General features: G+C 65.4%; 28 protein-coding genes. 10 read left to right on the top strand and 18 right to left on the bottom strand.

Annotation, left to right across the window (positions count from 1 at the left end):
* Positions 1-15: 15 nt before the first annotated feature.
* The 3 genes from ACW5DN_RS12280 to ACW5DN_RS12270 form a co-directional block, all read right to left on the bottom strand.
* Entirely contained in the window at positions 16-909 is an 894-nt protein-coding gene (locus ACW5DN_RS12280) for an NAD(P)/FAD-dependent oxidoreductase (protein WP_456963104.1), read from the bottom strand.
* Positions 906-1,352 carry an Rrf2 family transcriptional regulator gene (locus ACW5DN_RS12275; RefSeq protein ID WP_456963103.1) on the bottom strand — a complete coding sequence of 149 codons (447 nt, stop codon included), beginning with the start codon at positions 1,350-1,352 and terminating at the stop codon, positions 906-908. The genes ACW5DN_RS12280 and ACW5DN_RS12275 overlap by 4 nt, the downstream gene beginning before the upstream one ends.
* A gap of 157 nt (positions 1,353-1,509) precedes the next feature.
* Positions 1,510-2,310 carry a sulfite exporter TauE/SafE family protein gene (locus ACW5DN_RS12270; protein ID WP_456963102.1) on the bottom strand — a complete coding sequence of 267 codons (801 nt, stop codon included), beginning with the start codon at positions 2,308-2,310 and terminating at the stop codon, positions 1,510-1,512.
* A 125-nt stretch (positions 2,311-2,435) separates the two neighbouring features.
* On the opposite strand from ACW5DN_RS12270, the gene ACW5DN_RS12265 reads away from it, so the two are divergent.
* On the top strand, positions 2,436-4,469 hold the full coding sequence (locus ACW5DN_RS12265; protein WP_456963101.1) for a transglycosylase SLT domain-containing protein: 2,034 nt from the start codon (positions 2,436-2,438) through the stop codon (positions 4,467-4,469).
* Positions 4,469-5,695, top strand: coding sequence for a multifunctional CCA addition/repair protein (locus ACW5DN_RS12260; protein ID WP_456963100.1), 1,227 nt, complete (start codon positions 4,469-4,471; stop codon positions 5,693-5,695). The genes ACW5DN_RS12265 and ACW5DN_RS12260 overlap by 1 nt, the downstream gene beginning before the upstream one ends.
* A gap of 30 nt (positions 5,696-5,725) precedes the next feature.
* On the opposite strand, the gene ACW5DN_RS12255 is transcribed toward ACW5DN_RS12260, so the two are convergent.
* Positions 5,726-6,148, bottom strand: coding sequence for a hypothetical protein (locus ACW5DN_RS12255; RefSeq protein ID WP_456963099.1), 423 nt, complete (start codon positions 6,146-6,148; stop codon positions 5,726-5,728).
* A complete protein-coding gene (locus tag ACW5DN_RS12250; protein ID WP_456963098.1) occupies positions 6,145-7,329 on the bottom strand; it encodes a class I SAM-dependent methyltransferase in 1,185 nt (394 codons plus the stop codon). Before ACW5DN_RS12250 ends, ACW5DN_RS12255 begins: the two co-directional genes overlap by 4 nt.
* A gap of 84 nt (positions 7,330-7,413) precedes the next feature.
* Here ACW5DN_RS12250 and ACW5DN_RS12245 point away from each other — a divergent pair, with 84 nt between their 5' ends.
* Entirely contained in the window at positions 7,414-8,190 is a 777-nt protein-coding gene (locus ACW5DN_RS12245; protein WP_456963097.1) for a pteridine reductase, read from the top strand.
* On the opposite strand, the gene folK is transcribed toward ACW5DN_RS12245, so the two are convergent.
* From folK to tsaD, 4 genes are all read right to left on the bottom strand, one after another.
* Positions 8,187-8,669, bottom strand: coding sequence for a 2-amino-4-hydroxy-6-hydroxymethyldihydropteridine diphosphokinase (gene folK / locus ACW5DN_RS12240; protein ID WP_456963096.1), 483 nt, complete (start codon positions 8,667-8,669; stop codon positions 8,187-8,189). The two genes, ACW5DN_RS12245 and folK, sit on opposite strands and share 4 nt — an antisense overlap.
* A complete protein-coding gene (locus ACW5DN_RS12235) occupies positions 8,666-10,024 on the bottom strand; it encodes a mechanosensitive ion channel family protein (RefSeq protein WP_456963095.1) in 1,359 nt (452 codons plus the stop codon). Before ACW5DN_RS12235 ends, folK begins: the two co-directional genes overlap by 4 nt.
* Entirely contained in the window at positions 10,021-10,386 is a 366-nt protein-coding gene (folB, locus tag ACW5DN_RS12230; RefSeq protein ID WP_456963094.1) for a dihydroneopterin aldolase, read from the bottom strand. The genes ACW5DN_RS12235 and folB overlap by 4 nt, the downstream gene beginning before the upstream one ends.
* 67 nt (positions 10,387-10,453) lie before the next feature.
* The gene (tsaD, locus tag ACW5DN_RS12225; RefSeq protein ID WP_456963093.1) at positions 10,454-11,476 is read right to left on the bottom strand and encodes a tRNA (adenosine(37)-N6)-threonylcarbamoyltransferase complex transferase subunit TsaD; all 1,023 of its coding nucleotides are present in this window, start codon (positions 11,474-11,476) and stop codon (positions 10,454-10,456) included.
* Between the two features lie 172 nt (positions 11,477-11,648).
* Here tsaD and rpsU point away from each other — a divergent pair, with 172 nt between their 5' ends.
* From rpsU to ACW5DN_RS12195, 6 genes are all read left to right on the top strand, one after another.
* Complete coding sequence (rpsU, locus tag ACW5DN_RS12220; protein WP_456963092.1) at positions 11,649-11,864, top strand: 30S ribosomal protein S21; 216 nt, start codon at positions 11,649-11,651, stop codon at positions 11,862-11,864.
* 185 nt (positions 11,865-12,049) lie between these two features.
* Complete coding sequence (locus ACW5DN_RS12215) at positions 12,050-12,496, top strand: GatB/YqeY domain-containing protein (protein WP_456963091.1); 447 nt, start codon at positions 12,050-12,052, stop codon at positions 12,494-12,496.
* A 77-nt stretch (positions 12,497-12,573) separates the two neighbouring features.
* Positions 12,574-13,605, top strand: a complete 1,032-nt coding sequence (locus ACW5DN_RS12210; protein ID WP_456963090.1) for a YihY/virulence factor BrkB family protein — start codon at positions 12,574-12,576, stop codon at positions 13,603-13,605.
* Between the two features lie 96 nt (positions 13,606-13,701).
* Positions 13,702-15,432 carry a DNA primase gene (gene dnaG, locus ACW5DN_RS12205; RefSeq protein WP_456963089.1) on the top strand — a complete coding sequence of 577 codons (1,731 nt, stop codon included), beginning with the start codon at positions 13,702-13,704 and terminating at the stop codon, positions 15,430-15,432.
* A gap of 78 nt (positions 15,433-15,510) precedes the next feature.
* Positions 15,511-16,056, top strand: a complete 546-nt coding sequence (locus ACW5DN_RS12200) for a DUF2058 domain-containing protein (RefSeq protein ID WP_456963088.1) — start codon at positions 15,511-15,513, stop codon at positions 16,054-16,056.
* Positions 16,057-16,134: 78 nt separating this feature from the next.
* A complete protein-coding gene (locus tag ACW5DN_RS12195) occupies positions 16,135-16,758 on the top strand; it encodes a hypothetical protein (RefSeq protein ID WP_456963087.1) in 624 nt (207 codons plus the stop codon).
* Here the strand turns inward: ACW5DN_RS12195 and cyoE are convergent, their stop codons facing one another.
* Genes cyoE through ACW5DN_RS12175 form a run of 4 tightly spaced genes read right to left on the bottom strand, consistent with a single transcriptional unit; the run spans position 16,759 to position 20,245 of the window.
* Positions 16,759-17,679, bottom strand: a complete 921-nt coding sequence (gene cyoE, locus ACW5DN_RS12190) for a heme o synthase (RefSeq protein ID WP_456963086.1) — start codon at positions 17,677-17,679, stop codon at positions 16,759-16,761.
* Between the two features lies 1 nt (position 17,680).
* A complete protein-coding gene (locus tag ACW5DN_RS12185; RefSeq protein WP_456963085.1) occupies positions 17,681-18,850 on the bottom strand; it encodes a COX15/CtaA family protein in 1,170 nt (389 codons plus the stop codon).
* A gap of 52 nt (positions 18,851-18,902) precedes the next feature.
* The gene (locus ACW5DN_RS12180) at positions 18,903-19,511 is read right to left on the bottom strand and encodes a hypothetical protein (protein WP_456963084.1); all 609 of its coding nucleotides are present in this window, start codon (positions 19,509-19,511) and stop codon (positions 18,903-18,905) included.
* Positions 19,508-20,245, bottom strand: a complete 738-nt coding sequence (locus ACW5DN_RS12175; protein WP_456963083.1) for an SURF1 family protein — start codon at positions 20,243-20,245, stop codon at positions 19,508-19,510. The genes ACW5DN_RS12180 and ACW5DN_RS12175 overlap by 4 nt, the downstream gene beginning before the upstream one ends.
* 81 nt (positions 20,246-20,326) lie before the next feature.
* Between ACW5DN_RS12175 and ACW5DN_RS12170 the strand changes: the two genes are divergently transcribed.
* A complete protein-coding gene (locus ACW5DN_RS12170; protein WP_456963082.1) occupies positions 20,327-20,533 on the top strand; it encodes a twin transmembrane helix small protein in 207 nt (68 codons plus the stop codon).
* Positions 20,534-20,675: 142 nt separating this feature from the next.
* On the opposite strand, the gene ACW5DN_RS12165 is transcribed toward ACW5DN_RS12170, so the two are convergent.
* From ACW5DN_RS12165 to coxB, 5 genes are read right to left on the bottom strand one after another with little or no spacing between them, the layout of a single operon-like run.
* Entirely contained in the window at positions 20,676-21,554 is an 879-nt protein-coding gene (locus ACW5DN_RS12165; RefSeq protein WP_456963081.1) for a cytochrome c oxidase subunit 3, read from the bottom strand.
* A gap of 38 nt (positions 21,555-21,592) precedes the next feature.
* Positions 21,593-22,198: a cytochrome c oxidase assembly protein gene (locus ACW5DN_RS12160; RefSeq protein WP_456963080.1), complete on the bottom strand. Its 606-nt coding sequence runs from the start codon at positions 22,196-22,198 to the stop codon at positions 21,593-21,595.
* Positions 22,195-22,329: a hypothetical protein gene (locus ACW5DN_RS12155; RefSeq protein ID WP_456963079.1), complete on the bottom strand. Its 135-nt coding sequence runs from the start codon at positions 22,327-22,329 to the stop codon at positions 22,195-22,197. The genes ACW5DN_RS12160 and ACW5DN_RS12155 overlap by 4 nt, the downstream gene beginning before the upstream one ends.
* A gap of 38 nt (positions 22,330-22,367) precedes the next feature.
* The gene (gene ctaD, locus ACW5DN_RS12150; protein ID WP_456963078.1) at positions 22,368-23,984 is read right to left on the bottom strand and encodes a cytochrome c oxidase subunit I; all 1,617 of its coding nucleotides are present in this window, start codon (positions 23,982-23,984) and stop codon (positions 22,368-22,370) included.
* A 43-nt stretch (positions 23,985-24,027) separates the two neighbouring features.
* Positions 24,028-24,954, bottom strand: coding sequence for a cytochrome c oxidase subunit II (coxB, locus tag ACW5DN_RS12145; protein WP_456963077.1), 927 nt, complete (start codon positions 24,952-24,954; stop codon positions 24,028-24,030).
* Positions 24,955-25,041 lie beyond the last annotated feature (87 nt).

Here is a 25,041-nt window from a genome sequence, read left to right as displayed (position 1 = left end):
TTTGCCCGTGCAAGGCTATGCCGGCGGGAACACCAACGATTGGTGCAACTGCGCACCAGCCCACGCACCGTCCCCCACAGCCAGTGAAACCGAATGCGGGACGCGTGCCGTATCACCACAGGCGTACACGCCGGAAACACTGGTTTCCTTGGCCTCATTTGTTCTGATCTGAGTACCCATTGGGGTATCCATGAGCTCGCATGCCATCTGCTCGGCGATAGGCGTAGACGGGGCGTTGCGCGGAGCGGTGAACACCCCCTCAAAAGGCAAGCGCCGGCCGTCTGCCAGCACAATATCCGCATGCCCCTCGATTCCGGCAATTTTGGTGGACTCGATGGTAACGCCTCGCTCCAGCAGCTCTTGCCCACCGGCGTGCTGATCCAGATCGAGCACGCCGTTGAGGAAGAAGGTCACCTGGCCCCACTCCGGTAGGAGCCGGGCCTGATGAACCGAGTTGGGTCCGGAGGCGATGACGCCGATGCGGCCGTTGGTCAGCTCATAGCCGTGACAATAAGGACAGTGAAATGCGCTCGTTCCCCAACGCTCAGCCAATCCAGGAACCTGGGGCAGCTCATCGGACACACCTATCGCCAGCAGTAGGCGCCGTGCCTGGTGATCGTCGCCGTCTCGGGTGCTCACCGTGAAATCATCCTTGGCACCGGATGCAGCGACTACAAGACTATCCAGCCAGGTCAACGTGGGATAACGCTCGAGTTGTGCACGCGCGGTGCTCGCGAACTCGCCCGGGTCGACACCATCCTGGCCGAGGAAACCGTGTGACGCGGTAGCCGCGCGATTTCTACGCTGTCCGGCATCAATGACCAGGACTGTCCGGCGCGCCCTGAGTAGCTGGAGGGCCGCTGCCATCCCCGCATAGCTGCCGCCAATGACGATCACGTCGTACTTCATATGGATGCTCCGCTTCGATGGGTCTGATGCCTGCGCGCGAAATCCGCGGCCAGTTGAGCCAGAGAGACCGCTGCGAACCGCTCCATCAGCAGCGCCTCGGCCTCGTCGAAGGCATGGTTGAGCGCCGCATTGACCGCCTGCTCGACCAGGCAGGCCGGGTGCTCGCTGCGGTTCCCGACGGAAAAAAGCGCGGGCTCTCCGAGCGCCTCGTGCAGATCGCGCAGGGAGACGGCGGAAAGGTCGGCCTTGATCCACCATCCCCCCGCATGGCCGCGATCCGCAGCGACAAGCCCCGCGTTGCGTAGCAGGCCCATGGTGCGCCTCACCACAACCGGATGGGTGCCGAGGCACCGGGCTAACGCATCGGACGTCATGGGGACCCGGTGCTCTGCCATGTGTAGCAGTGCATGGAGCACGACGGATAGGCGGCTGTCTTTTTTCATGTAACTAATGATGTTACAAATGCACTTATCCCGTCAACGCCGGAGCCCTCCGTGCCTTCCTTCTCCGATGCCGGCATGGAGCTGAAGACCTTTGCCGAAGCTCAGCCGGGCTGGCGGTTCTTTGGGCGACTTATCGCGACGATTCTCTTCGCAGGCACTACCCGCCCACCAACAGGCTCACGGAGACGATCACCAGGAACAGCGCGAAGATCTGCTTGAGGCTGGCTGCAGGCAGGCGATGCGCCAGACGAGTCCCCCAAGGCGCTGCCACGACCGAGGCAATCGCCACCCCGATCGCGGCCGGCAGGTACACATAGCCAATCGCGTACTCCGGCAGCGCACCCGCAGGCGCGTGCACCGCATAGCCCAGCGCGCTGGCCAGGCCGATGGCAACTCCGCACGCCGAGGAGGTACCGACCGCGCGTACCGGTATCACCCCTCGCCAGACCAGCAATGGCACCGTCATGCTGCCACCGCCAATACCAATCACCGCCGACAGTGCGCCGATACCGCCACCGGCGACGACCATCGGCACGCCCCGCGGTGCGGGCACGGCGGGGCCGGTCGCCGACCGTTGCCGGCCAAACTGTATTTGCGCCGCCGCCAGCAGGCAGTAGCCGGCGACGATATAGCGCAGCGCATCATCACCAATACGTACCGCCACGCCACTGCCCAGCCAGCCGCCGATCAGCAGCCCCGGCACCATCCACGCCACCGTTGGCCACAGCACGCTGCCGCGCTTGGAGTGGGCCCGCGCGGAGGCTGCGGCAGTCAGCACGATGCTCGCCAGGGAACTGGCCAACGCGGCGTGCATCGCGGCGTCCGGCGGCACCCCCAACAGTGGCAACAGCCATACCAGCGCCGCGACCAGGACCAGCCCGCCGCCCACGCCGAGCAAGCCGGCCAACACGCCCACCACCAGGCCGAGCAAGGGAAACAACAACCATAGCGATGTCATCGATACTCCAAGGACGGCCTGAGCGGAAAACCATGCACGGCGGGGGTTTGGGGATGCGGATCGGGCATCGGGCACGTCGCCTTCGGGCGTCGGGACGTTCATGCCGGCTGAGCTATAGTCGCGTCATGTTGCCCCCAATCCTGCCCATCGTACTCGCCGCGCTGGCTATGACGGTTGCCACGCCTGCCTGCGCCCAATCCACCCCGACACCGGCCGCGCAATCGTCGACCGCCACGGCCGCGCCCGTCCCGACCGCATCGATCAAACCGCTGGCCGACCCGCAACTGCCACGCGTCGGCGCGGCGATCGAGGCGGCCGAGCGCGGTCGGTTCGACGCGGGGCAGTACGCCGACCTGGTGGACCACCCGCTTTATCGGTGGATCCAGTACGCCAGCCTGCGACGCAACATCGACAGCGTCGTGCCATCGCGCGCCGAAGCCTTCCTGCAGCAATACCAGGGCACGGCGGTGGCCGAGTTGTTCCGGGCCGCGTGGCTGGCCGCCAGCGCGCGCCGCAACGACCCCGCCGCGCTTCTGTCAGCGTGGAACAACAACATCGACAGCACCAAATTGCGCTGCGCAAAACTGGATGCACAGGTCACCTTGGGCAAGACAGACGCGCAATGGGTCAAGGACGCGCAAGCCCTATGGAACAGCAGCGGCAAGTCGCTGCCCAACGACTGCGATCCGGTGTTCGCCGCGCTCAGCGAGCGCGGCGGCCTGACACCGGCGATGCGCTGGGATCGAATCGAGGCCGCCACCGCCGAATGGCAGCCGGGGGTGATGCGCAGCGCGGCCAGCGGCCTGTCCGCCCCCGAGCGCGAACTGGCGGAGCAGTACGCCGCTTTCATGGACTCCCCGCACCCGCGCGCGCTGAGCTGGCCAAAGACCGATCGCAGCCGCCTGGTCGCGTCCCATGGCCTGGCCAAGCTGGGCAAGAGTGACCCCGACCGCGCCGAGGCCTTGTTGCCGCAGTACGCCAACGCGTTGGGCTTCACCGAAGCCGACCGCGGCCGTGCGATGTACATGATCGCGCTGTGGACGGTGGCCTCCTACCTTCCCGACTCCGAGCGCCGGCTCAACCTGGTACCCGAAGCCAGCTATGACCCCCGCTTGCATGAGTGGCGCGTACGCGAGGCGCTGGCACGCTCGGATTGGCCCGCCGCCCTGGTCGCGATCCGCAAGATGGGCGACAAGCAGCGCAGCGATTCGCGGTACGAGTATTTCGAGGCGCGGCTGGCCGAGCTCGGTGGCGACAAAGCCACCGCAAAGACCAAGTACGAAGCGGCCGCGCGCGAGGCGGAGTTCCATGGCTTCCTGGCCGCCGATCGCCTCGGCCAGCCCTACGCACTGTGCCCCTGGAAGGTCGACGCCGATGCCACGGCCATCGCGAAAGTGGCGGCCGATCCCGCGCTGCAACGCGCGCTCGGGCTGCACCTGCTGGGCCACCCGAGCTGGGCGGTGAAGGAATGGCATGACGCCACCGACGGTTTCAGCGACACCCAGCGCCAGGTCGCGGTCAAGCTGGCGCAGGCCAATGGCTGGTTCGACCGCGCGGTGTTTTCACTGGGCAAGGCGCCCGGCGAGAAGCAGCTGTATGCATTGCGTTTCCCGCTTCACCACGATGCCACCATTCGCAGCCAGGCCGCGCGCAACGACCTCGATCCGGCCTGGGTGGCGGCCGAGATCCGCGCCGAAAGCATCTTCAACCCGAAGGCGCGTTCCGGCGCCAACGCCCTGGGCCTGATGCAGGTGCTGCCCAGCACCGGCGCCGCAGTGGCGCGACGCATCGGCCAGCCATGGGGCGGCTCGGACAGCCTGTACGACCCCGACACCAACATCGCCCTGGGCACCGCCTACCTGCGCCAGATGCTCGACCAGTACGGCGGCAAGCCGTACTTCGCCATCGCCGGCTACAACGCCGGGCCGGCGCCGCTGGGACGCTGGCAAGCGCAACGGCCGAGCATGGATGCGGACTTCTGGATCGAGACCATCAGCTACCGCGAAACCCGCGAGTACGTGGCCCGCGTGCTGGCATTCAGCGTGATCTACGACTGGCGCCTGGATGGCGATGCGGCGCGCTTGACTGATCGCATGCAGGGCAGTACCGATGCGCCGCGCAAGTCGTTCGCCTGCCCGGCCAGCGGCACCGCGTCCTGATGGAGGTCTACCTGGTCGGCGGCGCGGTGCGTGACCGCCTGCTCGGTCTGGAGCCCGGTGACCGCGACTGGGTCGTGGTCGGCCAGACCCAGGCCGCGATGGAAGCCGCCGGCTTCAAACCGGTCGGCCGTGATTTCCCGGTGTTCCTGCATCCCGATACCGGTGAGGAACATGCGCTGGCCAGGACCGAGCGCAAGTCCGGGCGGGGCTACCGCGGTTTCGTGGTCGATGCCGATCCATCGGTGACGCTGGAAGACGATCTTGGCCGGCGCGATTTCACCATCAACGCGATCGCCCAGGACGTCCAAGGCAAGCTGATCGATCCCCACGGCGGCGCGGCCGATATCCAGGCGCGCGTGCTGCGCCACGTTGGCGAAGCCTTCGTCGAGGACCCGTTGCGGGTGTTGCGCGCGGCGCGCTTCATGGCCCGGTTTGCGGCGCATGGCTTCACCGTCGCCGACCAGACCATGGCGTTGATGCAACAGATGGTGGCGTCGGGCGAGTTGGCCGAACTGGTGCCCGAGCGGGTCTGGCAGGAGTTGCGGCGCGCCCTCGCCAGCGCACGGCCGTCGGCGTTCCTGCGGACCTTGCACGACGCCGGCGCGCTGGCGGTGGTGTTGCCCGAGGTGGACGCGTTGTATGGCGTCCCCCAGCGCGCCGAGTTCCATCCGGAGGTCGACACCGGCGTGCATGTCGAACTGGTATGCGACATGGCCGCGCGGATGGCCCCGGGCCACGACCTGATCGGTTTCGCCGCGCTCACCCACGACCTGGGCAAGGCGTTGACCCCGGCCCATGTGCTGCCACGCCACATCGGCCACGAACAAGCCGGCGTCGCGCCGTTGCGCGCCCTGTGCGAACGGCTGAAAGTCCCCAACGAGCATTTCCAGTTGGCCGCGATTGCCTGCCGCGAGCACCTCAACGTGCACCGCTTTGACGAATTGCGTGCCGGTACCGTGATCACGCTGATCGAGCGTTGCGATGGCTTCCGCAAGCCCGGGCGGATCGACCAACTGGCCACCGTCTGCAGCGCCGACAAACGCGGCCGCACCGGCCACGCCGAAGACGCCTATCCGCAGGCAGACGCACTGCGTGCCGCCCATGCAGTCGCCTGCTCGATACGCGCAAACGACTTGCCTGACGGCCTCTCGGGCCCGGCCATCGGCGCGGCACTGCGAGAGGCACGCGTCGCGGCCGTCGCGGCGGCTACCGGCAAGAGACCCTGAAGCGGCCTCGCGACGGGTGCCATCGCGCACTCAGCGCAATCGCGCATCCAGGTGCTGCAACCAGCGCGCCACCGGCGTGGCCGACAACAACAAGCCGGCCAGCACGCCGAGGCTGTTGGCGACCACGTCGGCACTGTCACCCATCCGGTCGATGGTGAGCATGGCCTGGGCGAACTCCAGGGCGATGCCGAACCCGATCAACCCCAACGCGACCACGGCCTGGGTACGCAGGCGCGCAAACAGCATCACCGCATAGACCGACAGCACCGCATGGCCCACGAAGTGCTGGGCTTTGTCGAAATACGCCAGCGACACCGATGGCAGGTCGTCGGACGGTAGCAGCGAACCCACGGCGACCAATACCAGCAAGCCCACCCATCCGGCCAGCCACAACCACGGCCGATGGAAGTCGCGCAACCATCGGCGCTGCGTCGCCGCCGCCTCGCTGGTCACAACCGGAAACTCAGGTCGCCAGCCAGGAACGCCGCGTCGAATTCGACGTCCTTCTGGAACCCCATCACCTGGAAACGCTCCCCCATGTGGCTGGGCAGGGTGAGCTGCTTGATCTCGTTGACGCGTTGCTGCCGCTGGCCATCATCGGCGAGCGTCTCGACCTGCGACAGTATCCCGGCCAGGCCATTGCCGAGCACGAAACTGGCCTGGCTGCAGTACCCCGCCAGCTCGAACCCCGCCCCCGCGCCGGCTTCGGCCAACGCGGTGAAGTCCACTGACGCGGTGATGTCCTGCAGGCCGGGCCACAACAGCGGATCGGCATGCATGCGGTGGCGGTAGTAGGCGCGCAAGGTGCCATCGCTGCGCTCGGGCAGGTAGTACTCGGCGCGCGGATAGCCGTAGTCGGCGAACAGCATCGCGCCACGCTGCAGTCCACCGGCGACCGCCTGGATCCAGTACGGCAGCTGCGGCAGCACCTCGGAGCGGTAGCCATCCGGCAATGGCTGCTCCAGTCGTTGCTCGAGGTTGCGCACCGCGCCGCACAGGAACGCGTCGGCGGGGCGGCACTCACGCACCAGGCCGGCTTCGGCCACCACCACGTGCTCCTCGTACACCTGGCCCTGGTCGATCGCGAAACGCGGGGTCGGCAGCGCGTCGATCACCTCGTTGGCGAACACGACGCCATCCCAGTCATCCGCGAACGGCGCGTCCAGCCATTCGACCCGCTCGAACAGCGACGCCGGCAACTGCTCGCGAAGCCGTTGCTGCTGGCGCTGGCGCAACTGCGCGCTCGGCTCCAGGATCGCGTAACGGTGGGGCACTGCACCGAGCTCGTGCAGGGTCTTGAGCGCCACCTCTGCAAACGCGCCGGTGCCGCCGCCCAACTCCAGCATCCGGGCTTGCGAACCGCATTGCGCCAACACCGGCGCCACCGCTTCGGCCACGCAGGTCGCAAAGACGGGGCCCAGTTCGGGGGCGGTGATGAAATCCCCCGACTCGCCAAACTTGCTTGCCCCGGCGCTGTAATAACCCAGGCCAGGCGCATACAGGGCCAGCTCCATGAAGCGCGAGAACGCGATCGCGCCGTCGCTGGCGGCGATCTGCTGGTGGATCAATGCCTGCAACTGCTCGCTATGGGCGAGCGCATCGGCATCGGGCGGCGGAAGGGTGAAGTCACTCACGTTGACGGAGCTCGCTTGGCATTGGACATCCCAGTCGCGCAGGATAGCGGTTCACCCACCAATGCTGGCTGATTGCCTGCCGCCATGTCCCGACCCGTTGCCCTGATCACTGGAAGCGCCCACCGCATCGGTGCGGCCATTGCCCGCACCTTGCACGCGGCGGGTTACGACCTGGCCCTGCATTACCGCCGTTCCGAGGCGGAGCTGGGCGTGCTGGTGGCCGAACTGGAAACGACGCGTCCACGCAGCACCCTGGTACTGCAGGCGGAGTTGGCCGATTTTGATCGCTTGCCGGAGATGATCGCGCGAACGATCGGTCGCTTCGGCCGCCTGGACGCGCTGGTCAACAATGCTTCTGGCTTCCGGGCCACGCCGGTCGGCCAGGCCACGCCGGCGCAGTGGGACGAGCTGTTTGCCAGCAACGCCCGCGCGCCATTCTTCCTCGCCCAGGCCGCAGCGCCCCACCTGGCTGCCGCCGGCGGTGCCATCGTCAACATGACCGATATCCACGCCGAGCGCCCACTGCCGGAACACACGATCTACTGCATGGCAAAGGCGGCGCTACTGATGGCCACCAAGTCACTGGCACTGGAACTGGGGCCGCGGGTGCGCGTCAACGCAGTCTCGCCCGGCGCGATCCTGTGGCCGCAGGACCCGACCGACACGGCTACCGGACCGTCAGCAAACGGTGACGCCGCCTCCCTCACCGCGGTGCAGCAGGCGAAAATCGCGCGCACGCCACTGGCCCGCACTGGCACGCCGGCGGAAGTCGCCGAAGCCGTGCGCTGGTTGCTACAGGACGCAAGCTACTGCACAGGACAAGTGCTGTATCTGGACGGTGGCCGGATGCTGGCCGGCTAAAGCTCGATCACTTCCATCGGCAGGTCGTGGTCCTCGTGCATCGCCCACAACTCGGCCAGGGTGCGGCCATCACCGGGCACGACCGTGTCGGCGGCGATATCGGCCAACGGCTTCAGCACGAATGCGTGCTTCAGTTCCGGCCGGGGAATACGCAGGTTGCCTGCGCCCTCCATGACCCGGTCGTCAAACAACACCACGTCGATATCCAGACTGCGATCCCCGTAACGCGGGCCGCTGCGGTCGCGGCCGTGGGCATCTTCGAGTGCATGTAACCAATCGTTCAACGCGTCCGGTTCAAGATCGGTCTGGATCACGGCGGCCGCGTTGTAGAAGTCGCTGCCTTCGAAACCTACCGCGCGGGTGCGGTAGGTCGGTGACAGCCTGATCACCGCGAAGCGCTCGTGCAACGCGGCGATTGCCTCGCGCAGATGCCGCGCCGGGTCCAGGTTGCTGCCCAGGCTCAGATACGCCCAGCTCATGCGCGGTCCGGTTGTGCAGGGCGGGTGTCGGAATCTGCAGGACGGCCATCGGTGTCGATATCGGCATCGGCGGCGGCCGCCGCCACAGCCGCCGTATTGACCACACCGCGCGGATGACCGCCCAGGCCGGCAATCATGTCAGCACCACTAGGCTGCTGGAACAGGCGCAGGCCGAACTCGGGCAGCACGGCCAGCAGATGATCGAAGATATCGCCCGCCAGGTTCTCGTAGGCCACCCAGCCGACATCGGCGGAGAAACAGTAGATCTCCATCGGCAAGCCAGTCGGACCGGGGTCTTGCTGGCGCACGATCAGGGTCATGTCCTGGTTCACCCCCGGGTGGGCGCGCAGGTAGGCCGTGACGTAGGCGCGGAAGGTGCCCAGGTTGGTCGCGCGGCGGTTGTTGACGGGGTCCTTGCCGGCCGCCTGCAGCTTGGCGTTGTACGCCTCCAGCTCCTCACGCTGGGTATCCAGGTAATCGTCGATGAGCGCGATACGACGCAGGCTGGTTCGCTCCTCGGGGCTCAGGAAGCGCACCGAGGACTGGTCCAGCAGCAATGACCGCTTGATCCGTCGCCCGCCCGATTGCTGCATCCCCCGCCAGTTGCGGAAGCTCTCGCTGATCAGCTTGTGGGTCGGGATGGTGCTGATCGTCTTGTCCCAGTTCTGCACCTTGACGGTATGCAGGCTGATGTCGATCACGTCGCCGTCGGCGTTCTGGCTGGGCATCTCGATCCAGTCGTCAACCCGCAGCATGTCGTTGCTGGCCAACTGCACGCTGGCTACCAACGACAAGATGGTGTCCTTGAACACCAGCATCGTCACCGCAGTCATCGCCCCCAGGCCGGTCAGCAGGATCCCCGGGTTCTTGTTGATCAGCGCGGCGATGATCAACACTGCGGCAATCACGTACACCACCAACTTGACCAGTTGCAGGTAGCCCTTGATCGGCCGTTCGCGTGCGTAGCGGCTATTGGCCTGGTAGATATCGTTGAGCGCGTCCAGCAGGTTGCCGACCGCCATGGCCAGGGTCAGCGCGACATAGGCCCAGGCGACATTGCGTATCACCGCATCCACGACTTCGGGCAAGCCCGGTACTGCACCCACCCCGGCCAGCAGCACCAGTGCCGGGACCACGTTGGCCAGCCGCGCCAGCACCCGGCGCGACATGATCGCGTCGTCCCAACGCGACGGCGAAAGCCGGGCCACCCGGGCCACGATCTTCAGCAGTACCTGACGGGTGAGCCAGTTGGCGATCCATGCCGTGAGCACCAGAAACACGATGCCAAGCACGGTCGGGGCATACGGAATGGCAAGCACTGGCTGCAGAAATTCGGGATAGGTGATTGGATTCATCCGTGCAGGGTACCGGCCGCTCGCTCAATCATCACCCCCACCGCACGTGCGCCACGCACGGCGCCGGGCTTGCTCAGTTTGAGCTTGACGTGCTGCACACCGAACTCCTCCAGGATGATCGACGCCACCCGTTCAGCCAGGGTCTCCACCAGGCCAAAGTCGGATTGCGATACGTACTCGACGACCCGCTTGCTGACGGCCTTGTAATTGAGCGTATCGCCGATGGCATCGGTTGCCGCCGGGATCTTGTTGTCGAACGCCATCTCGATATCAAATACCAGCGGCTGGCGGATCCGCCGCTCCCAGTCATAGATGCCAATCAGTGCGTCGATCTGCAGCCCTTCGATGAATACCTTGTCCATTGCGTTCCCGTGCCTTGGGCAGCGCCATCGCGGCGCGTACCGGTGTGATGGTGTGGAGGGATGCCCGTCAAACTGCCGGCAAGGCCGCCATGTCCCAGCGAGGGGCTACAGTCACGGCGGCACCCGCGTGTTGCCCGGCTTGCAGCCGCAGCGCGCCGGCGAAGGCGATCATGGCGCCGTTGTCGGTGCAGAACTCCGGTCGCGGGAAGCTGACCCGGCCACCGCGGCTGGAGGTCATCTGGTCAAGCCCGGCCCGCAACCGCCGGTTGGCGCCGACGCCACCGGCCACCACCAGGGTTTGGCAACCCGTCGCTTCCAAGGCACGCTCGCATTTGATCGCCAGCGTATCGACCACGGCGTCCTCGAACGCACGCGCGATGTCGGCGCGCACCTGGTCGGACTGGTCGCTGTCACGCCACGCCAGCATCACCTGGGTTTTCAGGCCACTGAAGCTGAAATCCAGCCCGGGCCGGTTGGTCATCGGCCGCGCGAACTTGTATGCCCCCGCGGTGCCCTGCTCCGCCAGCGCAGCCAGCTGTGGCCCACCCGGGTAGGGCAGGCCCATCAGCTTGGCGGTCTTGTCGAAGGCCTCGCCAGCCGCGTCGTCCAGGGTCTGGCCGAGCAGGCGATAGCTCCCGATGGCGTCCACGGCAACCAACTGGGTATGCCCCCCCGAGACCAACAGCGCCACGAACGGCGGCTCCGGGCGTCCGCGTGGATCATCCTCCAGCAACGGCGCCAGCAAGTGACCTTCCATGTGGTGGATCGCGACCGCCGGCTTGTCCAGGGCCCAGGCCAGCGCGCGCGCGACCCCGGCGCCAACCAGCAACGCGCCGACCAGGCCCGGACCGGCGGTATAGGCCACCCCGTCGATATCCTCGACTGTCATCCCTGCCTCGTCCAGGGTCTGCCGGATCAGCGGCAGCAGCTTGCGCACGTGATCCCGGCTGGCCAGCTCGGGAACCACCCCGCCGTACTCGGCATGCAGCGCTATCTGGCTGTACAGCGCGTGCGCGAGCAAGCCGGTAGCCGTGTCGTACACGGCCACGCCGGTCTCGTCGCAACTGGTTTCGATACCCAGGACTCTCACGGCAATGGCAGCTCGAACGAAGAAGGAGGACAATCAGGGTACGCCAGCAGCCCCTTTTACGCGGCGTACTCCCGCATTCAGCCGGCCCGGACTTGCGCCCGTCCCTCGCGCCTCGCTATCATATGCGGCTCGCCTGGATCTGCCAGGCAGTTCACCCGAACCGAGATTCCGTATGCCCGCCGTCAAAGTCCGCGAAAACGAGCCCTTCGAGTTTGCCCTGCGTCGCTTCAAGCGCACCTGCGAGAAAGCCGGCGTACTCGCCGAGACCCGCAAGCGTGAGTACTACGAAAAGCCGACCCAGGAGCGCAAGCGCAAGGCTGCCGCTGCGGTGAAGCGTCAATCCCGCCGCGCCGCGCGCGACGTGACCAAGCGCCAGCGCCTGTATTGATCGATTGCTGATCGATTGCGGTTGAGCCACCGCGCCTGAGGCGCGCCGCTCACGCCTCCCGCGCCCGCCCTTCGTGGCCACGGGCACGGAGGGAGATACTTGCACCAAGCCGGCCGCGCCGTCATGCGCAGCCGGCTTTTTGCGTTGGCATCGTTTCCACCTCCCCACACTCACAAGGCGCCGTCATGACCCTCAAGCAGCAACTTACCGATGACATGAAAGCCGCAATGAAGAGCGGCGACAAGCAGGGCCTCGGCGTGATCCGTCTGATGCTGGCGGCACTGAAACAAAAGGAAATCGACGAGCGCATCGAGCTGAACGATGCCCAGGTGCTGGTCATCCTCGACAAGATGGTCAAGCAGCGCCGCGACTCGGTCACCCAGTTCGAGGCCGCCAGCCGCGAAGACCTGGCCGTCATCGAGCGCGACGAGATCGTGGTGATTGAGCGCTACCTGCCGGCCAAGCTGTCCGAGTCTGCGGTGATCGCCGCAATTGATGCCGCCGTGGCGGAAACCGGTGCTGCCGGCCCTGCCGACATCGGCAAGCTGATGGGTGTGCTCAAACCGAAGCTCGCCGGCCAGGCGGACATGGGCCTGGTGTCGAAGCTGGTGAAGCAACGCCTGAGCGCCTGAAGGTCTCGCCCACGCGATGCTAACCCGCGCTCATCGATACTGTCGGGGACGTTCTTCGCGTCGCTGATGAACGCTGCATGCCGACCTCCGACCGCAACGCCGACGAATCTGCCGCGCCCATCCTGCCGAGGCCCTTGAAGGCGCACGGGGAAACCCCCGACCCGGAGCTCATCGATCGCATCCACGGGCTGCAGGCCCGACTGGAGCAGAGCTGGCCTGCCAAGTTCGTCCGCCGGTTCATCGACTACGACATCCTCGCGCTGGCCGCGGCATTGGCGTTTTACACCTTGCTGTCGCTCGCGCCGCTGGTGGTGTTGCTGTTGTGGCTGACGACCGCGTTGTACCCGGCGGCACAGGATGAGTTCTTCCACCAGGTCGGCATGCTGGTGGGGCCCCAGGTCGAGGACACCGCGCGGCTGATCGTGGCCAATGCCGAGCAGCAACCGGACACCGGTTCATTTTCCGCACTGCTCAGCGTCGGCGCGTTGCTGATTGGCGCCTCCATCGTCTTTGGCCAATTGCAATCGGCGCTCAACCGGGTTTTCCGCAGCGACGCCAAACATCTGGGCGGCCTGCTGAGCTGGCTCCGCAAGCGGTTGCTGTCATTCGGGATGGCACTGGGAGTGGGTTTCTTGCTGGTGGTATCGATGGCGGCGCAGGCCGCAATGGCGATACTGATGCGTTGGCTGCCGGACCTGCTGCCGGTATTCGCCGCGGCGGTGTCCTTCCTGCTCTATATGCTGGTGTTTTCATTGATCTACCGGCTGCTGCCGGACCGTCCCGTCAGTCGACGACGTGCGCTGTTCGGGGGCGCGCTCACGGCCGGACTTTTCATGCTGGGCCGTTGGGCGATCGGCCTGTACCTGGGCCAAGCCACCCTGGGCAACGCCTATGGGCCGGCCGGCGGGCTGGTGGTGATGCTGGTGTGGTTGTACTACTGCGCGATGGTGTTCATGACCGGCGCGCTGATCACCGCGATGCTGGACGAGCATGCGCGGGTCAAGGGCCGCTTGATGGACGAACAATCCCGGGCCATGAACGCCTCTGCGCCGGACGAGACCGGCTTCGCTATGGACGGCCCACCGCCCGCCGGCGCCAGCAACACCTGACACCATTCTCTTGCCGGCAAGCGGAACAACCGCTGCGGTGGCATCCTAGTCCTACCATTCACTTTCGATCATGGATGTCCGCCAGGACAACGCTGCATGGCCCGCATCCCCGACGCATTCATCGATGACCTGCTCGCCCGCTCCGACATTGTCGAGCTGGTTGGCGCGCGGGTGCCGCTGAAGCGCCAAGGCAAGGAATACTCGGCGCGTTGCCCGTTCCACGACGAGCGCTCGCCCAGCTTCACCGTCTCGCCAACCAAGCAGTTCTACCACTGCTTCGGCTGCGGCGCCCATGGCACCGCGATCAGCTTCCTGATGAACTACGACCGGCTCGAATTCCTCGATGCGGTCGACGAGCTGGCCAAGCACGCCGGCATGGAAGTGCCGCGTGATACCCGGCAGCGCAACGCCAATCCCGATGGCCAGGCCCTGTTTGACGCAATGGCGGCGGCGGCAACCTTCTTCCAGCAGCAACTGGCCGACAGCGCAAAGGCGCGGACTTACCTGGACGGGCGCAGCGTGGATGCCGAGACCCGCGCGCGCTTCCACATCGGTTACGCGCCGGATGGCTTCAATGCCCTGCGCGACGCGTTGGGGACCGATCAGCGCCAGACCAGCCTGCTCGAGCGCGGCGGCCTGTTCTCCAAAAGCGACAGCGGCCGCATCTACGACAAGTTCCGTGACCGGGTGATGTTCCCGATCCACGACCGTCGCGGCCGCGCCATCGGCTTCGGTGGGCGTGTGCTGGATGCCGACGCCAACCCCAAATACCTGAACTCGCCAGAGACCGAGCTGTTCCACAAGGGCCGCGAGCTGTATGGCCTGTGGCAGGTACGGCAGGCCCACAACAAGATCCCCCGGCTGATCGTGGTCGAAGGCTACATGGACGTGGTCGCCTTGTTCCAGCACGGCGTCGACACCGCGGTGGCCACCCTGGGCACCGCGACCACGCCCGACCACGCCGAGCTGTTGTTCCGCAACGCGGCGGACGTGTATTTCTGTTTCGATGGCGATCGCGCCGGCCGGGCAGCGGCCTGGCGCGCAGTCGAATCGATATTGCCGCGCATGAAGGACGGGCGCCAGGGATTCTTCCTGTTCCTGCCCGATGGCGAGGATCCCGACAGCATCGTTCGCCGCGAGGGTGCCAGTGGCTTCGACCAGCGTTGCCAGGCCGCCACGCCGCTGTCGCAGTATCTGTTCGACTCGTTGTCCAGCGACGTCAACATGGGCACCCTGGAAGGCAAGGGCCGGCTGGCCGAGCGTGCCAAACCCCTGCTCGCGCAGATCCCCGACGGCGCGTTCGCCGACCTGATGCAGCAACGGCTGACCGAGTTGACCGGCGTCGGCGCTCGCACCAGCACCACCACGACCCATGTGCCGGTACAGCGTGCCCGCGCCGGCCATGGGCGCGCCGCCGCCCCGCGCCGCAGCCTGGTGCGCAGTGCCATCCTGCTGCTGCTGCAACAGCCCGCACTGGCGCTGGAGCTGGAACCGCCATTTCGTTTCGCGGCGTTACAACAACCCGGCATCGACCTGCTGGTCGACTTGTTGGGCCTGGTCTATGAGCGTCCCGACATCGGTACCGGCGCGCTGATCGAGCACTTCGCCGGCCGCCAGGAGCATGAGTCATTGCAGAAGCTGGCGGCCGTCTCGCTGCCGGGCGACGAGAGCACGCTGCGCAAGGAACTGCTCGACACCATCGCCCAGCTCAACCGCCAGACCCTGCAGCAACGCGTCGACGAGTTGCAAGCCCAACGGCACCAAAGCGGCTTGAGCGATGACGACAAGGACGAACTGCGCGGATTGCTGCTGGCCCGCCTCAGCTAGTCCGGGATGCCAGCGGGGCTTGTTCCGCGATAACGCTACAATCATTACCCCCCTTCACGGAACCACGGTCTTTTTACTATGCGCACCCCCTTGCAGGAGCAGTTGCTGAAGGCTGGCCTGGTCAAGAAGGACAAGGTGGCCAAGGCAGTTCGCGAACAGACGCGGCAGCGCCATGGCCGCAGCACTGCAACCCCGGATGCCTCGCCGGTAGACACCCGCCAGCTGCAGGAACAGCGCGCCGAGCGTGATCGCGCGCTGGCGGCCGAACGCAATGCGCAGGCCCACAGTGCCGAGCTGCGGGCGCAGGTCCGACAGATCGTCGATAGCCACAAGGTCACGCGCGAAGGCGAGATTGCCTACCGCTTCAACGACGACGGCGCGATCAGGAACGTGCTGGTCAACGAGACCCTGCGCGCCCAGCTCGCCAAGGGTGCGCTGGTCGTTGTCCGCCACGGCCAGAGCTATGAATTGCTTCCCCGCGCGGCCGCCGACAAGGTTCACTCGCGCGATCCGTCGATGATCGTGCTCGACCATGGCCGCAAGGACATCGCCCAGACCGGCGGCGATGCCACGGACGACGAGTACTACCAGCGCTTCCCGGTGCCCGACGACCTGGTCTGGTGACGCTGCCGCAGGCTCGTTGACTCGACGACGACGCACGCACGTCTAGTCTGGACGGCGATGAAGTATCGGAGAGATCACATGCCTGCGCGTGCACCACGGCCAGGTGGGACTGTGCGACTGGTAGCTTGCGCCCTTGCGGTTGCCGCGATCAGTGGCTGCAGCGGTAATCTGCCGGCATTCGACTTGCCCAACGCGCAGCGCCAAAACGACACCGGACACGCCGATGCGGTGACGTCGGCGACGAAAACCGTCGCGCTGCCCGTACCGGCGCTGACCACCGCAGCCATAAACCCGGCCGAAGACGCGTTGGCAGGCTTCCTGGCGGACCGGCAAGTGGAGCAGGTTCCGGCTTACCGTGAGGCACTTGTCGATCTTGACGGCGACGGCGCCGATGACCTGATGATGTTGCTGGAGGGTAGTCGCTGGTGCAGCGGCCAGGGCTGCTCGTTGCTGATCTTTCATGCGGCGCCCGAGGGAAATTTCCGTCTGGTCACCCGGACCACGAATACCCGGCCGCCGATCGCGATCAGTTCGCGTCGCCATCGGGGCTGGCATGAACTGTTCGTCGGCGTCGGTACCGATCCCGACCGCGTCGGCACGGTCGCGCTCCAGTTCAACGGCGACGGCTATCCGGCCGATCCATCGTTGTCGGCATTGCTGGCGGCGCAATCGCCGTCTTCGGCACGCATCGTGATCAAGTGATCAGCCGAGCGCCTTGAACTCCATCAGTGCGGCCGGCTGCATGAGTGCCAACAGCCAGTGGTCGACCAGCAGGAACCCAAACAGCGCCATCAGGTACACGATCGAGAAGCCGAAGACGTTCATGGCGTAGGTCTCATCGGGCGGGTTCATCAACCGCCAGGCGTAATAGAGGAACGCCACACCGAGCACCAGCGCGCCGCCCAGGTAGAACAGGCCGCTCATGCCGGTGGCCCACGGCAACACCGTCACCAGCACCAGCAGCACGGTATAGAACAGGATCTGCCAACGGGTGTACTGCACGCCGTGGGTGACCGGCAGCATCGGCACCATGGCTTTGCGATAGTCGTCGCGGCGGAAGATCGCCAACGCCCAGAAATGGGGCGGCGTCCAGATGAAGATGATCAGCACCAGCAGCAATGCGTGCGGATCGAGCTGGCCGGTAACCGCCGTCCATCCAAGCGCGGGCGGCGCCGCGCCTGCGAGGCCACCGATCACGATGTTCTGCGGGGTCGCGTGCTTGAGGTACACGGTATAGATCACCGCATAGCCGATCATCGAGGCGAACGTCAGCGCCGCCGTCAGCACGTTGACCCACACCAGCAGGATCAGCATCGACAAACCCGCCAGTGCCAGCGCAAACAGCAGCGCCTGGCGCGGGGTCACCTGCCCGACCACGATCGGCCGCCACGAGGTGCGGACCATCTTGGCGTCAATGCGGGCATCCAGCAGCTGGTTGATGGTCGCTGCGGAAGCCGCCGCCAGCCAGATACCCAGGAAGCCGAGCACGGACTCCTGCAGTGGCGGCAGCCCGGGCACCGCCAGGAACATGCCGATCGCCGCGGTGAAGATGATCAACGCCACCACGCGTGGCTTGGTCAGGTCCCAGTACTCGCGGCAGATCTGACGGAAGGTGTGGCTCATCTCACGGCTCCGGTGCGCGCAGCCGCGCCAACAGCGATACCAGCACGAACAGCAGCAACACGGCGCCGGCGTTGTGCGACACCGCGGTCCACAACGGCAGGGCCAGTTTGACATTGGCGATGCCAAGGCTGACCTGGGCCAACACCAATAGCCCCAGCAGGCTTCCCCAACCGCGCATGCCTGGCTTGCGCAACAGCACCCACGACACCCACAACAGGTAAATGGCCACCACCAGCGCCATCATCCGGTGCGCCATCTGGATCGCGATGCGCGATGCGCCGTCCAGCACGCCACCTTCGTAGTCCATGCCGATCCCACGCCACAGCACGAACCCTTCGCGGAAATCAGTCGGTGGCCACCACTGGCCTACGCAGGTCGGAAAATCGGTGCCGCAGGCAAGCGCCGCGTAATTGGCACTGGTCCAGCCGCCCAACGCGATCTGCGTGCCCAGCAACACCAACCCGGCAATCATCAACGTCCGTAGCCGGGGCGCCTCGGCCAGCCGGATCGGCACGTTGGTTGCACGCCACGCCATCCACAACAACAGCGAAAACGTCAGCAAGCCGCCCAACAAATGCCCCATGACCACGATCGGCTTGAGCAGCCAGGTCACCGTCCACATGCCTAATAGCGCCTGGAAGATGATCACCGCCAGGGTCAGGGTTGCGGCCCGGGCCAGGTCCAGGTTGCTCCAGCGCAGCGCCGAGAACAGCAGCACGGTCTCTGCGACGATCGCCAACACCGTCGCGGCAACGTGTTGATCACGCATGTACAGCGGGATTGCGACCGCCACCATCACCGACGCGGCGACGACCCGGGTGATGCCGAACTTGCGTCGGCGGGCGGCCAGCAAGGCAAGGCCCAGGGTCAATACTCCCAATGCGCCGGCAACCATCCGGTGCAACTGCTCGCGCCACGCCTTGTCGACATTGACCGGCCGGATCTCGGCGGCGACATGGTCGGCACCCTGCCCGTCCTGCGTTGGCCATGCGGCATGGCCATAACAGGTCGGCCAGTCCGGGCAGCTCAGACCGGCATCGGACAAGCGCACAAATGCCCCGAACACGATCACCCCCAGCGCCAATGCCACCGCCAGCCAGGCGAGGCGATGGAAGTGCCGTGCTGGCCGCAGATGAGTCGAGTGGCTGGCGGGGTTGTGTGATGCGGTCATTGGGTTCCCTTGGTGGATACCGGTTCCGGCCCCGGAACGGTAACGACCGTATTCAGATCAGTTTGAACAGCGTGGCCAGGTCGGAGCGCAAGCCGCCGGCATCGAAACCGGGCTCGAAGCGCATGATCACGAATCCATTGGGATCGATCACATACACCGGCACGCCGGCGGGATCATCCACGCCCGGCAACCCCGCGCGCAACCGCGGATCCGGCTGCAGCTGCCGCAGCGTGCGAGGCAACGGCATCGCGGCGGGCGGCATGCAACCCGGGGAGTCACAGATCCACAGGATGTGGAGGCGGTCCGCGTCCTTGCCAAACAGCCGCCACACCTTGTCCAGGTCGCGTGCAAGCTCGGCACACTCCGCGCCACAGTCCGTTGGCGGCGCCAGGGCAATGCGCCAGGTGCGGGCATCCGGATTCCACTCATACGTGCCGCCGTCCACCAACTGCGGAATGACTTCGCGCAGGTCCGTCGGCGGCTGCAGCACTTCACCGTGGTTCTTGCTGCCTTCGGGTTGCCAACCGGAGAACCGCAGGAAGCCGGCAACCGCCGCGCTGCCGAAGAACAGGACAAATATCGCGACCAGCATGATGCGGTTGCGGTTGCGCGACTTGATGTCGATATCCTGCGGCTTGGCGGGCGGTTGTGGGCTGGTCATGGCGTATCGGCCTTGGGGTTGTGCTTGCGCGGTTTGCGGAAAGTAACGATGAGGGCAGTGGCCAGCACCGCCAGCGCCAATGCGAACCACTGCAGTGCGTAGGCGCGATGTTTGTCGGGCGTGAGCGTGTTGGCAAGCAGCGCCAGGTCGCGCTCATACCCCAGCGGCGAGGCCGGATCCAGGCGCAATACCCGCGACGCGAGAGGCAGGTCGATCGCCGACGCGATAGCCGCGATATCCACCCGGGTCAGCAGCCAACTGCCGCCGTCACGCACCAGTCCGGGGCCCATCGGGATCCCGGTGGCTGGCGGCGGCACCAGCAACCCTTGCAGGCTGATCGTGCCTTCTGGCCGGGCAATGGCCGGCAACGTGCGGTCGGCCGGCAACGGCAACCAGCCCAGGTCGACCAGCAGGGGGGCGCCTTGTTCGGGCAGGAACACCCGATATGCGTTTACGCCGACGCGGCCCTCGCGCTGCTGGTTGTCGAGCAGCAATGGCGGACGCGACGCGAACTCACCGCGGCCTGCGGCCCAATCGTAAGTTTCCAGACGGCTCTCGTCGGTTGCCAGGCCAAGTGGATGACGTTCACGCGTGGCCAGCACCCGCGCGGCGGCATCCAGCATCCCCTGTTTCTGGACCGCCCGATGCAGCTGCCAGTTGCCCAGGTTGACGAACAGTACAATGACGGCCATCGCCGACAGCCAACCAACGACCAATGTGTGGCGTCGGCTCACGTCTTATCCATCACAACTTGCGATAATCCACCCACGTCGACTCCCGCGCCGGGCTGGTCGCAAACACGCCGGAGCAAATTGATGAAGACCCTGGTGATCATCGGCTTCCTGGTTTTGATTGTCTGGAACCTCGGTGCCGCGCTTTACTACATGCTGGTCGACAAGGGCGAGAGCAAGCGAACCGTCAACGCATTGACCCGTCGGGTCGCACTGTCCATTGCGATGATCTTGTTTGTGGCGGTCGCCGCAAAGATGGGGTGGATCCAGTTCCACTCCGTTGGGGGCTGAGGGGCTCGCCCAACCGATCGCCGGTGGTGGGCAGGCCGCTTTACCCCCACCGCTGGAAGCTGGCATCACCCGCTTGTTGTGTGTAGGAGCGGGCTGGTGGCCGACCTGCCGCGACGTCCCGGAAGGATCGTGTGGATCGTGGTTACAGGACGTAGACGAACAGGAACAGCATCAGCCAGACCACATCGACGAAGTGCCAGTACCACGCCACCGCCTCGAAACCAAAATGGTCGTCCGCGCTGAAGTGTCCCTTGAGGCAGCGGAACCAGATGATCAGCAGCATGATCGTGCCCAACGTCACGTGCGCGCCGTGGAAACCGGTCAGCAGGTAGAACGTGGAGCCGTATATGCCTGAACCCATCGTCAGATTCAGCTCGGCATAGGCGTGAGCGTATTCCTCGGCCTGGAAAAACAGGAACAGACAGCCCAGCAGCACCGTCAGGCCCAGGCCGACCAGCAACGCCTTGCGCTTGCCGGCCTTGAGCGCGTGATGCGCCGCGGTGAGGGTCACCCCCGAGCTCAGCAGGATCAATGTATTGACCAGCGGCAAGCCCCACGCCGGGACCGTCTGGTAAGCACCGCCAACCACGCCTGGACCATTACTCGGCCAGCCCGTGGTAAAGCCGTCCCAGAGCAACGCATTGGTCATCGCGCCGTCGCCGGCACCGCCCAACCATTGCAGCGACAACTGGCGGGAGTAATACAGCGCACCAAAGAATGCGGCGAAGAACATCACTTCCGAGAAGATGAACCAGACCATCCCCATCCGGAATGACATGTCCACCTGGCGGTTGTATTTGCCGCGCACCGACTCGCGGATGACGTCACCGAACCATCCAAACAGCACCCCGATCATCAACGCGACGCCGACGATGAAGGTCCAGCGCCCCCAGCTACTCTGGTTGAGCCAGCCAGCGGCGCCGGTCATCATCACGAACAGGGCAACGGAGCCCAGGATCGGCCAGCGACTGTGGTGCGGGACGAAGTAGACGTTGGCGTCAGACGACTGGACTTGGGCCATGGAGATGGTTCCGTTATGCAATGGGTTCAATGGAGCAATCAGGGCGCTGAGACCGGCGTGGCCGAAACCGCGTGGGCACTGGATGCCAACTGCGCGGTGAGCTCAGGGTTCTTGAAAAACGTATACGACAGGGTGACGGTCTTGATGTCTTTGGGCAAATTGGGGTCGATGATGAACCGTACCGGCATGTCCCGGGTTTCGCCGGCGGCCATGGTCTGGGCGGTGAAGCAGAAGCATTCGGTCTTGCTGAAGTAGCGCGAAGCGCGTGCCGGCGCCACCGAGGGAACGGCGCTGCCGACTATCGCCCGATCACTATCGTTGCGTGCGAAATAAGTGGTCTCGTATTGCACGCCCGGGCGCACCTGCATGGTCGACTGGTTGGGGTTGAAGCTCCAGGGCAACTTGGAATTCACCCCGCCGTCGAACTCCACGGTGATCATCCGGTCGACCGCGGCATTGGCGTCGGCGGTGTACTCGACGGCAGTATTGTCCAGCCGGATCCCGAAAACCTTCTCGCACGCAATCCGGTACAGCGGCACCAGACTGAAGCTGAAGGCGAACGCCACCGCAGCCGCGATCAGCATCTTGGCAAGGCCGGTCGACGCCTTGCGCGGCGGCGTCGATGGCTCGTGTCCGGCGTTCATTGCCTGAGTGCCGCAATCAGCATGAAACCGCCGTAGACCAGCGCTGCAGCCACCGCCAGCCACAGCGCGGTACGCCGTGCGGCCTTGCGGCGCGCGGCGACATCATCATGCGGTGGCGGGGTCGGAGTCATGTTCAGTCCAGGTCGGGATCGCGCCGGATACGGGCGGTTCAGTGGGTCACGTCACCGTGGGCCAGGTCACCGTCACGGATTACCGGCGGTACGGTGAAGGTGTGGTGCGGCGCGGGGCTGGGCACGGTCCACTCCAGGCCACGGGCACCTTCCCAGACGCGCGCGGTTGCCTTGGCACCGTACTTCTTCGAGTGGCCGAGGATGAAGATCATCATGAACGGGGTCACGAACATCCCGAACGCGCCGATCGAGCTGATCAGGTTCCAGTCGGCGAACACCACGTTGTAGTCCGGGATGCGGCGCGGCATGCCGGCCAGACCGAGGAAGTGCTGCGGGAAGAACAGCAGATTGAGGAACACCATGGTCCACCAGAAGTGGAACTTGCCCCAAAACTCGTTGTACATCCGGCCCGTCCATTTGGGCCACCAGTAGTACACCGCCGAGATCAGCGCCACCACCGAGCCGGTCACCAGCACATAGTGGAAGTGGGCAACCACGAAGTAGGTGTCGTGGTACTGGAAGTCGGCCGGTACGATCGCGAGCATCAGCCCGGAGAAGCCGCCGATGGAGAACAGGATCACGAACGCCACCGCGAACAGCATCGGCGTCTCGAAGGTCAACGAGCCGCGCCACATGGTGGTGACCCAGTTGAAGATCTTCACCCCGGTCGGGATCGAGATCAGCATGGTGGCGTACATGAAGAACAGTTCTCCGCCCAGCGGCATGCCGGCGGTGAACATGTGGTGCGCCCAGACAATGAACGACAAGAATGCAATCGCCGCCAGCGCATACACCATGGCCTGGTAGCCGAACAGCGGCTTGCGGCTGAAGGTCGGAATAACCTCCGAGACGATGCCGAACGCCGGCATGATCATGATGTAGACCTCGGGGTGGCCGAAGAACCAGAAGATGTGCTGGTACATCACCGGGTCACCGCCACCTGCGGCGTTGAAGAACGAGGTCGCGAAGAACTTGTCGGTCAACAGCATGGTGACCGCACCGGCCAGCACCGGCATCACCGCAAGCAGCAGGAACGCGGTGATCAACCACGACCAGGTGAAGATCGGCATCTTCAGCAAGTCCATCCCTGGCGCGCGCATGTTGAGCACGGTGGCGATGACGTTGATCGCGCCCATGATCGAGCTGACGCCCATCATGTGGATAGCGAAGATCTGGAACGCTACGTTGGAACCGCCCTGCAACGACAGCGGCGGGTACATCGTCCAGCCGCCACCCATCGCGCCACCCGGCAGGAACAGGGTCATCAGCAACATCGCGAACGCGAACGGCAGGATCCAGAACGACCAGTTGTTCATGCGCGGCAGCGCCATGTCCGGCGCACCGATCTGCAACGGGATCATCCAGTTGGCCAGGCCGACGAACGCCGGCATCACCCCGCCGAAGATCATCACCAATCCGTGCAACGCGGTCATCTGGTTGAAGAACTGCGGGTCGACGAACTGCAGCCCGGGTTGCGCCAGTTCACTGCGAATGACGATCGAGAACGCCGCGCCGATAAGGAACATGATGAAGCTGAACAGCAGGTACAGAGTCCCGATGTCCTTGTGGTTGGTGGAAAGCAGCCAACGCTGGACGAACCCCTGCTGGGGACCGTGGTCATCGTGCTGATCAGTGACGGGGTACGTGGCAGCCATGGCCTACCTCTGGATTCGTGTGATGTAAAAGCCGGCGGGCCGGTCAGCCGGCGACCGCGACAGCGGCCGGGGCATCGGTTTCGGGTTCGGGAGTTGCCTGGGGTGCTTCCGGGGTGTCGGTAGCGGTTGAAGCCGGTTCGGTCGGCGCCTCGCCGCCCTTCTGGGCGGCAAGCCACTGCTCGAACTCGGCTTTGGGCAGTGCCTTGACCACGATCGGCATGAAGCCGTGATCCTTGCCGCACAACTCGGCGCATTGGCCGCGGTAGACACCTGGGGTGGAAATGTCGGCCCAAGCCTCATTGATGATGCCCGGCACCGCGTCCTGCTTCCAACCCAATGCCGGCACCCACCACGAATGAATCACGTCGTCAGCGGTAATCACGAACCGGATCTTGGTATCGACGGGCACCACCAGCGGGTTGTCGACATCCAGCAGGTAGTACGGATGCTCGGTCTCGGCATCGCGTGGATCCAGGCCACTTTGGCGGATACGATCACTTTCGCGATCCATCCGGCTGGTGAAGCTGACGTCCTCGCCAAGGTACTCGTACTCCCACATCCACTGGTAGCCGGTGACCTTGACCGTCATCTCCGAATCGCGCGTGTCGTACATGTCGACCAGCTTGAAGGTTGCCGGGGTCGCCATCAGGACCAGCAGGATCACCGGGATCACCGTCCACAGGGTCTCCAGCTTGGTATCGTGGGTGAATGATGTGTCCGCCACCGCGCCGCGCGACTTCCGGAACCGGAACATCGCCACGCCCATGGCGACGAACACCAACAGGCCGATTCCCGCGCAGATCCATAGCACCATCATATGGGCTTCATACGCGTTGTTGGACAGGTGGGTGACACCGCGGCCCATGTTGAGCTGCCAGCGGTGCGGGTCCGCACTCTGCGCAAACGCCCACATCGGCGCAGCCATGGCGACAAGCCCCATGACGCACTGTTTGACACGACCGGATTTCATCAATTTGAGCCCCGCATTCCGCTTGTTGATCATGATTACCTTAGGTCCTGCTCCGCGAGCTGCCCCGGCCTGCATCCGGCACCGGGG

The organism is Lysobacter sp. A289 (assembly GCF_054072675.1).
Note: the sequence above shows the minus strand (reverse complement) of the source record. Positions and strands in the feature narration are given on the sequence as shown.